11 protein-coding genes and 2 tRNA genes are annotated in these 12,674 nt (G+C 57.5%); 4 read left to right on the forward strand and 9 right to left on the reverse strand.

Annotated features, from left to right (window positions below):
* Positions 1 to 48: 48 nt before the first annotated feature.
* From G5137_RS19535 to G5137_RS19565, 7 genes are all read right to left on the reverse strand, one after another.
* Positions 49 to 1,350 (reverse strand): methyl-accepting chemotaxis protein, encoded by a 1,302-nt coding sequence (locus tag G5137_RS19535; RefSeq protein WP_421255844.1) that lies wholly within the window; start codon positions 1,348 to 1,350, stop codon positions 49 to 51.
* A 91-nt stretch (positions 1,351 to 1,441) separates the two neighbouring features.
* Positions 1,442 to 1,921, reverse strand: coding sequence for a GNAT family N-acetyltransferase (locus G5137_RS19540; RefSeq protein ID WP_216978274.1), 480 nt, complete (start codon positions 1,919 to 1,921; stop codon positions 1,442 to 1,444).
* A gap of 97 nt (positions 1,922 to 2,018) precedes the next feature.
* On the reverse strand, positions 2,019 to 2,462 hold the full coding sequence (locus tag G5137_RS19545) for a DoxX family protein (protein ID WP_158112124.1): 444 nt from the start codon (positions 2,460 to 2,462) through the stop codon (positions 2,019 to 2,021).
* Positions 2,459 to 3,211 carry a putative DNA-binding domain-containing protein gene (locus tag G5137_RS19550; RefSeq protein WP_421255845.1) on the reverse strand — a complete coding sequence of 251 codons (753 nt, stop codon included), beginning with the start codon at positions 3,209 to 3,211 and terminating at the stop codon, positions 2,459 to 2,461. The genes G5137_RS19545 and G5137_RS19550 overlap by 4 nt, the downstream gene beginning before the upstream one ends.
* Positions 3,204 to 4,052 carry a DUF692 domain-containing protein gene (locus G5137_RS19555; RefSeq protein ID WP_216978272.1) on the reverse strand — a complete coding sequence of 283 codons (849 nt, stop codon included), beginning with the start codon at positions 4,050 to 4,052 and terminating at the stop codon, positions 3,204 to 3,206. The genes G5137_RS19550 and G5137_RS19555 overlap by 8 nt, the downstream gene beginning before the upstream one ends.
* Positions 4,053 to 4,124: 72 nt before the next feature.
* A complete protein-coding gene (locus G5137_RS19560; RefSeq protein WP_005334862.1) occupies positions 4,125 to 4,388 on the reverse strand; it encodes a DUF2282 domain-containing protein in 264 nt (87 codons plus the stop codon).
* A gap of 434 nt (positions 4,389 to 4,822) precedes the next feature.
* Positions 4,823 to 5,023: a YbfA family protein gene (locus G5137_RS19565; protein ID WP_005334863.1), complete on the reverse strand. Its 201-nt coding sequence runs from the start codon at positions 5,021 to 5,023 to the stop codon at positions 4,823 to 4,825.
* A 212-nt stretch (positions 5,024 to 5,235) separates the two neighbouring features.
* Between G5137_RS19565 and G5137_RS19570 the strand changes: the two genes are divergently transcribed.
* Entirely contained in the window at positions 5,236 to 5,529 is a 294-nt protein-coding gene (locus G5137_RS19570; RefSeq protein WP_323911541.1) for a hypothetical protein, read from the forward strand.
* A 48-nt stretch (positions 5,530 to 5,577) separates the two neighbouring features.
* On the opposite strand, the gene G5137_RS19575 is transcribed toward G5137_RS19570, so the two are convergent.
* Together G5137_RS19575 and G5137_RS19580 are read right to left on the reverse strand one after the other, a co-directional pair.
* Positions 5,578 to 5,651 (reverse strand) — tRNA-Cys (locus tag G5137_RS19575).
* Positions 5,652 to 5,708: 57 nt separating this feature from the next.
* Positions 5,709 to 5,784: transfer RNA gene (locus tag G5137_RS19580), tRNA-Gly, on the reverse strand.
* A gap of 249 nt (positions 5,785 to 6,033) precedes the next feature.
* Between G5137_RS19580 and G5137_RS19585 the strand changes: the two genes are divergently transcribed.
* The 3 genes from G5137_RS19585 (at position 6,034) to G5137_RS19595 (ending at position 12,674) form a co-directional block, all read left to right on the forward strand.
* Entirely contained in the window at positions 6,034 to 9,471 is a 3,438-nt protein-coding gene (locus G5137_RS19585; protein ID WP_043822397.1) for an ATP-binding protein, read from the forward strand.
* 415 nt (positions 9,472 to 9,886) lie between these two features.
* Positions 9,887 to 11,572 carry an ABC transporter substrate-binding protein gene (locus G5137_RS19590; protein ID WP_069554043.1) on the forward strand — a complete coding sequence of 562 codons (1,686 nt, stop codon included), beginning with the start codon at positions 9,887 to 9,889 and terminating at the stop codon, positions 11,570 to 11,572.
* Positions 11,573 to 11,690: 118 nt separating this feature from the next.
* Positions 11,691 to 12,674 (forward strand): ABC transporter permease, encoded by a 984-nt coding sequence (locus G5137_RS19595; RefSeq protein WP_005353818.1) that lies wholly within the window; start codon positions 11,691 to 11,693, stop codon positions 12,672 to 12,674.

A 12,674-nucleotide genomic window follows, 5' to 3' on the forward strand; every position in this document is an offset into this window, starting at 1 on the left:
CGATGGAATAATCATCCATTCGGTGCCTCGTTCAACAACCAATAACCGTCAGGAGCCGATGGCCAGATTGGAGACTGTCTCGGTCACATTGATGGCGCCCTGCTCGATCTGTGACATCACGCCACTCACCTCGCCGATCTGCTCCTTGCCACGCTGGGCACTGGTGGCCACCTCATTGATGTTGCCGGTGATCTGGGCCGTCAGTTCGCGGTTTTTCTGAACCACGCTGGCGATCTCGCCGGTCGAGAGGGAGGTGCGCGCAGCCAGCTGACGTACTTCGTCGGCCACCACCGCAAAACCGCGCCCCTGATCGCCGGCCCGGGCTGCCTCAATGGCGGCGTTAAGGGCCAGCAGATTGGTCTGCTCGGCAATACTGCTGATGGTAGATACGATGGCTTCAATGCTTTTCGACTGCTCATTGAGCTGGCCAATCAGACCGGAAGTGCGGCTCACCTGTTCGGAAATGGCGCTGGAGATGGCAACCGATGCCGCCAGCAGTTCAGACCCGGTTTCGGCAAAGCGGGTGGTCTCCTGCGAAATGGTCTGGGCTATGTTGGCCGCCTCGCTCACTGCCTGGGCGCGCTTGATCCGCTCTGTCACCTCACTGGCAAACTTGATCACCTTGACCACCTTGCCGCTCTCATCCTTGATGGGGTTGTAGGTAGCCTCCAGCCAGATCTCGTTGCCGTGGCTGTCACGACGACTGAACAGCCCCGACTTGAGCTGGCCGTGGGCCAGATCGTCCCAGAAGTGGGGTTGCTCGCGATAGAAGCTCTCATCGCAAAACAGCCTGTGATGCTGCCCCTTGAGCTGCGAAAGGGAGTAACCGACGCAGGAGAGGAAATTCTGATTGGCCGTCACAATCTCCCCCTTGGGGGTGAACTCGACAATGGCGAGTGCCCGATCGAGTGCCGAGATGATCGCTTTCTGACGACTCAACTGCTGATAACTCTCGGTGATATCGGAGGCTATCTTGACGACCCTGACCACCTTGCCCTCAACCTTGACCGGGAAGTAGGTAGCCTCCAGCCACAACTCCCTGCCATGTTTGTCAATGCGCTGGTAGATGCCACTGTGGGAATGCCCCTGACGCAACTGTTCCCAAAACTGGGCATAGGAGGATGACTGGGCGTAGTGGGCATCACAAAAGATCCGGTGGTGTTTACCAATCACCTCCTGCTCGCTATAGCCCACCACACTCAGAAACAGCGGGTTCGCCTCGAGGATCTCGCCACTTGGTGTGAAACTGATGGTAGCGACACCGACTTTTACTGCATCAATAAATGCCTGGGCCTGGGCCAACTGCATTTGACACGCTTGTAATTCCGCTTTGAGTTTGAAGTTGAACATCTTGCCCTGCCCCTCTGTTACCTGTTTACAACTACATCACATCTGCATGAACTTTAGACGAGAAAGCAGAGGGATAACGGGGTCCCATCGATTAAGGTGCCAGATCCCACTCCAGATAGGCCGGATTGGCGACAAAGCCGATCCGCTCATAGAGTGGACGCCCCTGCTCGCTGGCATGGAGCCACACCTTTCCCAGCTGACGCGATCTGGCAAAGGCCGTTATGGCATCGAGCAGCGCCGTGGCGATCCCCTGCTGGCGCCATTGTGGCCGCGTATACATGTTGAGCAGATACCCCTCCATCCCCGCCAGATTGCCGGGATAGGGCGGCCGTTCAAACAATGCCAGCGTCCCTGCCGCCACGATCTGTTTGCCGCCCTCCTGCGTATCGGCCTCAGCCAGCCAGGATAGAGCCCTCTCTTCACTCATCGCCCGGGTAAAGTAGTCAAGGGTGGCCTGCCACAAGGCCGGGTCTGCCTGCGGCGTCACCAACTCACCGACCTCACAAAACAGCTCCATGCGCAGCGCCACCAGTGTGGGAATATCTGCGGCCCTTGCCTGACGAATGATCATTGGCTGCTCCTTTTCTCTCATGGGAAATTTCGCCGGCCGTCATTATGACAAAGAGCGCCTTGTGGCGCTCTTTGTCATTGGGGAAATCACTGATAAATCAATGGCTGCGACGTGTCAGCCAGTGATCCAGGCTCAGCACACCGCCGCCCCAGATGATAAGGATCAGCAGCATCCAGCCCCACAGCTGGTGATCGTAAAAGCCACCCGCCCAGAGGGTCGGGTAGGAGATCACCGCCATGATATTGAAGCCAAACAGCAGCAAGGCGGCCGGGCGAGTAAAAAGCCCCGCCAGCAGGAAGAGCGGCAACAGCAGCTCGGTCGCCGTACCCAGATAAGCAGCCCACAACCAGGGCAGCAGGGGCACCTGATACTCGGATTCAAACAGATAGAGGGTGGAATCCCACGCCGTCAGCTTGAGCCAGCCTGAAGTGATAAAAACCGAGGCGACCCAAAGCCGTGCCAACAACAGCACACCAGCACTGCTCCAGCGCGGCAAATCACCACTCGAGCTGGCCAGCGCCAGCCATTTGTTTGCCATCATGGCATTACCTCCATATCCACCAGCAGACCAAGGGTTATCAGGCGAGTGAGATGTTCACTGGCCGCAGGGTCGGCCGCAAGCAGATCGACCAGCGCCGTACCGGCGAGACAATCCTGTAGCAGCGCCCACTCACCCGCCGTCAGGGGCAAGGGGGCAACCCGGCAATCCGGCTGTTTCTTCAGTGCCAACCAGACGGGGGCATCAAGCACCTCCACCGCTTCACCACAGTGCAGCGCCATCTGCCACAGGGCCAGCACCGGATAATCGCTGGCAACCAGCAGCAGATCCGTGGCTGGCAACAGCCGCAGCCGCTCCCATTGTTGCGGCGATAATGCGGCCAGACGCTCGGCTGGCCAGCAGCGTGATTCCAGCGGCAGCAGACTGGCACGCTCAAGCTGCCATTCGAACTGAGCCAGCGCCTCCAGCCAGGGCAGCCCGGTTGTAGTCGGCAAGCGGGCCAACCATTGGCCAAATCCGGCGCCATAATGCATGACGCACCCTTCCTTGAGCGGCTCGGCCAATACGAAGCCACGGGCCGCCGCTGCAAAAAAGTCATCCCCGACCATAGCCTTGACGGCGGGATAACTGCTCGCCAGCACCTCGCCAAGGCTCAGGATGAAGTGGTTGCGATAGACCTGCAGCACAGATTCGGCAGAAAAGAGCCGGGAGCTGATGTGAGGGGAAATGGCGTCAGGCGCCCCCAGCAGACCATCGGCAAAGTGCTGTTGCAGCTGTGCCAGTTCAGCCATGGGCCACCTCCCGTGGTGCACTCATGGCACGCGCCTCATCCAGAATGGCGCCGGCCTTCGCCGCCTCTGCCAGCAAGACCGACAGCGGCGGGATCTCGAGGTCCCACTCAATCAGGGTGGGAATGGCCTGCTTGCGGCAGATCTGGCGATAGAGTTCCCAGACCGGCTCCACCACAGGGACGCTGTGGGTATCGATATAGAGGGAGCCTTCCGGCAGCTGTTTCTCGGTATAACCGGCCAGATGGATCTCCCCGACGGTGGCGAGATCGATCGCCGCCAGATACTCATCGCAAGAGAAACCGTGATTGAAGGCACTGACATAGAGATTGTTGAGGTCGAGCAGGATGCCACATTCGCTGCGCTGCTGCAGCTCGGCCAGAAATTCCCACTCGCTCATCTCCCCGGGCAGTTGCAGATAGGAGGAGGGATTTTCAATCAACATGCGGCAACCCAGGGTCTGTTGTACCTGCTGGATCTTGTCGCTCATGTTGCGCAGGGAGGCTCGGGTATAGGGCACCGGCAGCAGATCGTTGAAGTAACGCCCACCAATGCTGCCCCAGCTGAGATGTTCGGAGATCCGTACCGGTTTGATCGCCGCGGCCAGTGTCGACAACTGCTGCAGATGGTGCGGATCGAGCGGGTCGGCAGAACCGAGGGACATGCCAACGCCGTGAAGACTGACGGGGTAGTGCTGCGCCAGTTCGGCGAGCACCTGAAAACCGTGACTGTGCCATTCGAAGTAATTTTCACTGTGCACCTCCAGCCAACCGACTGCCGGCAGGGTTTGCCGGATCTCATCGTAATGGGGAGTGCGTAATCCGATACCAATCAAAGGGTTCATCGCAAGACTCGCTTTCGCCAATCAGAGAAGATGCAGGGGGCGACCCATTGGCCATCCCCTGCCCGATGTCTCTTACTTGGGTTGCAGCGAACCGCCGACCAGCTTCTCGCACAGCCCTTTGGGCATCACCACAAAGGCATCACCCTGAGCATCTTCCTTGGCGGTACCGGCGCAGGAGCTGCTCTTGGTCGCACAGTCATTCTTGCTGGCCTTGACCACGCCGTAGCACTTCTCCTTTTCATCGGCAGCCATTGCTGGTGCCGCGATAAATTGGGCGCCCAGCGCCAGCAGACCGGTCATGGCGGAGGCGATAGCAGTGCTTTTTTTAACATTCATGTTCATGTTCCTTTTGATGTCGTTGGATGTTGCTGATATCCCCGATTTGTCGCAACCGGGTACCTGCAATAGAACCGGCAAACGGGATATTCCCTTTCAAAAAAAACATAAAAAGAGTTAAAAAACCCAAAGGAAAACACTCAATGAATTGATTTTAAACAACTATTTCATCATTGAAAATTTCTCGACGACCACCCATTAATGAACGAGGAAAGTGCCATATGGTGCTTTCATCCCGTTAATCTTCTTCACTGCTTCCATCAAAAGAGATGTGTCAGACATAAAAAATCCCCGCCAACAGGCAGGGCTGGATGCAACTTTAAAGAAACAAGAAATAAACAATCTGAGTAGTGTTGGGAGGCAGGAGTTGCGGCATACAGATAAAAAAAGAGACAGCTTTGGCTGTCTCTTTTTGCACATGGTGCGAATGGGGTTTAGTAGAAGATCCGCTCGCCACGCTCGCTCATTTTGAGCCACACCGGTTTGGTGCTGGTTTTGTTCCAGATCCGGTGCAGATAGCTGTAGAAGCGGGCACGATCGCTGCGAAACAGCATCACGGGGAAAGCCAGAATGCCCACCAGCAATACATAAATACGACGAAGAATAATCTGAGTCAGGGAAAAGGGATGAAACATGATGTAACTCCTTACTGGTAAGACCACTGAGCAAAGATTACCCCACTCCATGTAGGATTACTACATCACCAACGCATTTTTTTATAAAAAAATGGTGAAAAACGGGAAATACTGAAAACGGGTTACGTCATTAACCAACAGTTAACAAACTTGCGAAAATCGTGCGCTTTGCCACAGTTATCAGGGGAAAAACATGCAGTAGGGAGACACGCATGAAACTGCCGGAAGTGGCACTGCTGGTGCTGATGGTTGCCCTGACACGGGCACAACTGGAGGAATGGCAACTGAATCGGGAAGATACCATCGTGCTGGCCGAACGGGGCGTGCCCACCGTCAGCCTGTGGCAATGTGGCACGCTGAAGCAACGGATCGCGGATCTCAACCAGCACAGTGCCGAGGTGCAGTTTCAATATCGGGGGCAAAACATGGCGGATGTGAGCCACTATCTCGAGCGCGAGTGGAAACAGGCTGGCTGCGAACAGTTACTGGTACAGCAAGGATACTGACCAAAGCTCAGACTCGAAGAGTGATGATTGAGATAAACAGAGAAAATATGGAGGCACGTTCCGGAGTCGAACCGGACTAAACGGATTTGCAATCCGCTGCATAACCGCTTTGCTAACGCGCCATGCTGACAAGACTGATTGTCTTGAAAGTGAGTTCCATCGTTGGTGCGATGGAAAATTGGAGCGGGAAACGAGACTCGAACTCGCGACCCCGACCTTGGCAAGGTCGTGCTCTACCAACTGAGCTATTCCCGCGTTACTGCTTTTGTGCCAGTTGCCTGACAACGAGGCGCATTATACGTACCACGAGCGCCAGCACAACCCCTTTTTCGCAATTTAAACCCTGATGCAGACTGTTTGCTCATGGTTTAAACGCCTTGCTTCATTTTTCTCCAGCCAGCTGTGACCCACCAAGCGAATTTGGGATAAAGTCGTTGAAATGATTACGCTTTCGTTCGAGACTTGAGCGGCTTAATAACCGGATTCTCAATTGAAAATCACAAGATGAAATGGATCTTCACGCTTCGTGGGCTCAGGCCGCAGTTAATGCTGGCTTTTTTCATGTTGGGCATGGTGCCCTTTTTGGTCATCACCCTCTTCTTCCTATACAGCCACGGCAAGGATCTCACCACCCAGACCTCCAACCATCTGGTCTCCGTCCGTAATATCAAGAAGAGTCAGCTCGAGGATTACTTCAACAACCTCAAAGAGCAGATCATCAACTTCTCCCAGCAGGATTTTGCCGGCAACAGTATCGGCCGTTTCTATGGCTTTACCGGCGCCTTCGAGAAGTTGGGCACCACACCGCAGGAGGCCCGCAGCCGTGCCCAGGCCCGCTATCTGCCCGGTTCCTGGGATCAACTGCGCAAACCGGACAGTCAGGTGGAGATCGAACCCTCCATCACGGCGCTTATCCTCGCCGACGAGATGTATGGCCGGGTGCACCAGCGCTTTCATCGCGGCTACGCCGACATGGTGCGCAAATCCAACTACAGCGACATCTTTCTGGTGGACCTCAACGGTGATGTGGTCTATTCGGTCACCAAGCACCCTAACTTTGCCACCAATCTGCTCTCAGGACCTTATCAGGGCAGCGGCTTGGGCCAGACCTTTGCCAAGATCAAACGCCGCCTTGATGGTGGCCAGAAGCCGCAGCAGATCTTCGAGTTCACCGATTTTGGCCGCAACGAGCTGACCGGGCAGGTGGTCGCCTACATGGCAGCCCCCGTGATGCAGTACGACTATGTGCGCGGTGTGGTGATTTTCGAGCTGCTGCCGGACAAGCTCAACCAGATCATGGCGGAGCGGGAGGGGCTGGGCGAGACCGGCGAGACCATCCTGATCGGCCCGGACAAGCGGATGCGCGCCGATGCCTGGCTGGCGCCGGAGTTCAGCGTCGAGAACAGCTTCAGCCCCAACTTCCGTCCACTGCAAACGCCCCTCATCACCAAGACGCTCTCCGGCGAGCAGGGGGTCGGGCTGTTCCACTCCTATCAGGATGACGAGGTGCTGGCCGCCTACACCCAGGTGAAGGTGTTCGATACCGAGTGGGCCTTTATCGCCGAGATCTCCACCCGGGAAGCCTATGCCCCGATCCGCCAGCTGGAAACTCTGGTAATTGTGCTGGGGGCGGGCTCGGTACTACTGCTGATCCTCTTCTCCCGCTGGCTCTCCCACTCCATCACGGCGCCGCTGCGCTCCCTGACCGAAGCGGCCGAGCAGGTGGCCGACGGCGCGCTGGATCACCCCATCGCCATCGAGCGCACCGGCGATGATATCGACCGGCTGGCCGAGGCGTTTCGCCATATGCAGCGCTCGGTGAAGGACAAGATCGAACTGATCGAACAGCAGACCCAGGAGCTGCAACAGCAGGTCAAGCTGACCCACAAGCAGAACCTCAGCCTGCAGCAAGCGGACAAGCTCAAGGATGAACTGCTGGCCAACACCTCCCACGAGCTGCGTACCCCCATTCACGGCATCAAGGGGATGGCCGAGTCGATGCTCGCCAGCCAGCAGGATTTGACCGAAGGGCAGCAAAAGCAGCTCGGCCTCATCATCAAGAGTGCAGACGGCTTGGCCCGTCTGGTTGACGATCTGCTGGACTACCACCAGATGCGCTACGGCCAGCTGGAGATCCACTCCCAGCCCGTCTCATCCAAGGGGGTTATCCGGCTGGTGCTGGACCTCTGCCAGCATCTGGTGCAGGCCAAACCCCTCACCCTGGTGGATATCAGCCCGGCCGAACTGCCGCCGGTACTGGCCGATGAGCAGCGGCTCGAACAGGTGCTCTACAACCTGGTGGGCAACGCCATCAAGTACACGCCGCAGGGCAAGGTGGTGCTCAGTGCCATCGTCGAGAACAACTTCCTGCGCATCAAGGTCACGGATACCGGCATCGGCATCGCCCCCGACCATCTGGAACATATCTTCGAGCCGCTGGTGCAGATGAGCCCGGAGGTAAGCAAGCAGGGGGCCGGCCTTGGCCTCTCCATCACCCGCCAGCTGGTGCACCTGATGGGGGGCGAGCTGTTTGTCGAGAGCGAGCCGAGCGTCGGCTCTACCTTCGCCTTTACCCTGCCCCTTGCCACCGGCAAAGCGGCAAATCTGACTCTAGACAGCCGCCAGATCGAGCATCAGCTGGTGCGCCAGCAACCGCTGATCCTGCCTGACTGGGAGAGCGACGATCTGCCCCCTCCCCCCGAGGATGCGCCGCTCATTCTGGTGGTGGATGACGAGCCCATCAACCTGCACATCCTGCGCCATCTGCTGCAGCCCTGCGGCTACCGCATCCTGCCCAGCAGTGACGGCCACGATGCGCTGGCCAAGCTGGCCGAGGAGCCGGTGGACCTCATCCTGCTCGATGTGATGATGCCGACCCTTTCCGGTTTTGACGTCTGCCGTCGCCTGCGCCAGCAACACCCGAAAGATATGCTGCCGGTGCTGCTGCTCACCGCCCTTAACCAACCCAAGGATATCGAGGAGGGCTTTGGTGCCGGAGCCAACGACTATCTGGTCAAACCCTTCTGCAAGGAGGAGCTGTTTGCCCGGGTCAAGGCACTGCTGGAAGCCAAGGCCGGACGCGCCTCGCTGGTAGAGAACCGGCTATTGAAGCAGGAGATCGAACATCGCCTCACCCTGCAGGATCGGCTGCATCAGGATCAGCAGCGGCTGCTGGCCCTGCTCGGCGAAGGGGCCGACCCCATGATCTTTATCGACGAGCAGGGCACAGTGCTGTTTGCCTCCAGGGTGTTGGCACGCCTGCTGGGGCAGGAGCCGGAAGCCATGGAGGGGCAGCCCCTCAATGAGTGGCTCGCCACCCCGCTGCAACAGCAGTGGCCCGATCTAGCCAGCGAGCGGGAACACAATCTGGAGTTTCTGGTGGCCGGGCAAAAAGATGTGCTCAACGCCCGTGCCCTGCCCATCGCGCTCGGAGGACAGGCCGCTTTCGCCCTCACTCTGAGTACCGAGCTGCGTCAGGATGAGAACCGGGTAATGGCGCTGGAGAACGCCCTCAAGAACCTCTCGCGGCAAGCCATCATCGAAGATGAACAGCTGCTGGGCGAGTTGAGCCGCCTGGGTGGCGAGTTCCGTTCGCTGGCCGACGACCTTATTCGCCAGCAGGATGACGAGCCGCTGCGCCGTGCGCTGGTAGAGACCATGCAGCTCACCCTGGATGCCTGGCAGCAGGGGACCGGCAAGGGCAAAATCGTGCTGGCGGAGAAGAGCAAGCTGTGGCGGGTCTATATGGACAGATCCAGTCCGCAGACCCGAACCCTCGACAAATACCTGAGTCTGGACACCCTGCCCAAGTCGCCACGCTGGAAGACGGTCGTGGCCACCACCGAGTATGTGCTGGGCCACTGCCCGCTCAATGACCACCAGCGCCAGCAGTTGCAGCACAGCGCCCAGACCCTGCGTCAACTCGCCAACCGCAAGCCGTGACACGGCGCCCTAAACGGGCGCCGGATCACAATTGGCAATCTGGTTTCTTTTTATGCAAAACAAAGCCCCGCCCGACCACGAAACCGAGAGCAGATCCAATTCACAAATTTGTCATATACGCCATTTTCACAGCCACTTTTTACGCGAAAGCAAATAACACAAACTAATGATTCTAAACAGATAAAAAATCATTTTGACGAGATTGACGTAACACCGTCAATTTTTACGAAAACAACGAAATCAATAGTTGTTGTTTTCCTGTTAATTCTGGTTTGCTTAGGGCGTTGGAAAACAGAACGACAAAGGTTAGACACCTGACCAACACAGAGGGCCGATTTCATCAGCATGCGAAACCGGTGCTCACACAAAACAAGGCGAACCCTCGGGAATGCCAAAAAATAAGAAAGGAAAACATATGCTTGCCAAAGTATCCAAAATCTCTACCGCTGTAATGCTGGGAACCATGATGCTTGCCGGTGCCGCCGGTAACGCCATGGCCGCAGAAAATAAAACCGTGCTGACCATGGTCGCACAGCAGGAAACTGCCTGGGTCAAGAACTTCAACCCCTTCCTGCAAGCGGGCTTGCTGCACACCACCCGTCACTTCATCTATGAACCGCTGGTGATCTTCAACGATATGCAAGGGGGCAAACCCGTCTATCGTCTGGCCACCAACTATGCGTTCAGCGATGACCTGAAATCCGTCACCTTCGATCTGCGTGACGGCGTGAAGTGGTCTGACGGCGAAGCCTTTGATGCCGATGACATCATCTTCTCCTTCAATCTGGTCAAGGCCAACAAGGCGCTGGATGAGCGCTCAATCTGGACCCAGATCAAGAGCGTCGAGAAGCTGGCCCCCAACAAGGTCAAATTCGACCTGACCGAGGTCAACACCAACGTGGTGAACGATCTGGTGCTGGTACCTATAGTGCCGGAGCATCAGTGGAAATCGGTGAAAGATCCGGTTGCCTTCACCAACGACAAGCCGGTTGGTACTGGCCCCTTCACCGAAGTGGACAACTTCTCCGCCCAGCTCTACACCCAGTGCCGCAACCCGCACTATTGGGATAACGCCAACCTCGCTATCGACTGTATCCGCATGCCGCAGATGGCCACCAACGACCAGGTGCTGGCGGCTGTCATGAAGGGTGACATCGACTGGTTCGGCTCCTTCGTGCCGGATATCGAGCGCCTCTACGTCGGCAACGATCCGAAGAACAACAAATACTGGTTCCCGGCCTCCGGTACCGTGGCGTTCAACGTCAACTTCCAGACCAAGAACCCGGGCAATAACGAAGCCTTCAACGACATCAACTTCCGCCGCGCCTTCTCCATGGCGATGGACCGCCAGTCCATGGTGGATATCGCAGGCTACGGCTACCCCACCGTCAACGAGTACCCGTCAGGTCTGGGCAAAGCCTTTGACTCCTGGAACAACCCGGAAGTGGATAAGAAGTACGGCAAGTACAACAAGTTCGATCTGGAAGGGGCCAAGGCCCTGCTGAAAGAGGCAGGCTACAAGGATTGTGACGGCGACAAGTTCCTCGACACCCCGAGCTGCAAAAAGATCGAGTTCAAGGTTCTGGTGCCGAACGGCTGGACCGACTGGGTCAACACAGTACAGATCGGTGTAGAAGGGCTGCAGGCACTGGGCCTGAACGCCAAGACCGCCACCCCGGAAGCAACCGTCTGGACCGAGAACCTGATCACCGGTGACTTCGATGTCGCCCTGCAGGGTTACTTTGCCGGTGCCAACCCGCACAAGTACTTCGAGACTGCATTCCACTCCCGCAACATGGGTGAGCGCGGCAACCGCTTCGCCGCACCCCGTTACAAGGATCCCGAGCTCGACAAGCTGATCGATGACTTCACCCAGACCGCCGATGCGGCCAAGCAGAAGGAGATCATGTTCGCCATCCAGGATCGTGTTGGTGCCAACCAGACCATCATTCCGGTCTTCAACAACCCGACCTGGTATGAGTACAGCACCAAGCGCTTCAACGGCTGGTTCAGCGCTGATAACCCGGTAGCCAAACCTCAGCTCCACCCGGACACCCCTGAGCGTCTGCTGCACGTGTTGTCCCTCAAGCCAAACAGCTAAACAATCCCGGCCCCCTGCGGGGGGCCATCTTCCCCGTTAATCCCCTTCTTGCCCGGCTTTGCCGGGGTTGGGGTAGCTATACCCGACGCGGGGCAGACTTGCAGTAAAAGGTACTATCATGGGATTCATACTGAGACGCTTTTCCTTCTATCTGGTTGCCTTTCTGGTAGCCGCCACCATCAACTTCCTGTTACCCCGTGCCATGCCAGGGGATCCTGTCTCCGTGATGTTTGCCCGCGCTGGCGCCATGATGGAACCCGCCGCCCTGGAAGCCCTCAAAGCCACCTTCGGCTTTGTCGACGGCCCCATCGGCACCCAGTTTCTCACCTATGTGAAGAGTGTCTTCACCTGGGATCTCGGCACCTCGGTGCGCTTCTACCCGCAGCAGGTCTCTGACGTGCTGGGCCGTGCCATCGGCTGGACCCTGTTTCTGGTCGGCACCTCCACCATCCTGAGCTTCTCCATCGGTTCCATCGTCGGCATCTTCGCCGCCTGGTATCGCGGCGGCCGGATGGACAGCATTCTCTCCCCGCTCACCCTGGTGATGCAGGCCATTCCGCCTGTGGTGGTCTCCCTGCTCGCCCTGTTCCTGTTCGGAGTCAGCCTCGAGTGGCTGCCCATCGGCTACGCCTACAGCCCGGAGATCAAGGCTGACTGGGGCTGGGAGCACATCAAGAGCATCATGACTCACGCCATCATGCCGGTGCTGACCCTGGCCGTGGTACAGGTGGGGGGCTTTCTCATCACCATGCGCAACAACATGATCAACCTGCTGGGCGAGGATTACATCACCATGGCCAAGGCCAAGGGGCTCTCCAGCAACCGGGTGATCTTCAACTACGGTGCACGCAACGCCATTCTGCCCAGCGTCACCGCCCTCTCCATGGCGCTCGGTTTCGTCATCGGTGGCTCTCTCATCACCGAGGTGATCTTCAACTACCCCGGCCTGGGCCTGACCCTCTATCAGGGCATTCTGGCCCGCGACTACCCGCTCATTCAGGGGCAGCTGCTCATCATGACCATCACCATGCTCAGCTTCAACTTCCTGGCCGACGTGCTCTACGTCTTCCTGGATCCCCGTCTGCGTACAGGAGGCAAATAA

Source organism: Aeromonas sp. 600282, from assembly GCF_049175755.1.
GTDB lineage: Bacteria > Pseudomonadota > Gammaproteobacteria > Enterobacterales > Aeromonadaceae > Aeromonas > Aeromonas veronii_A.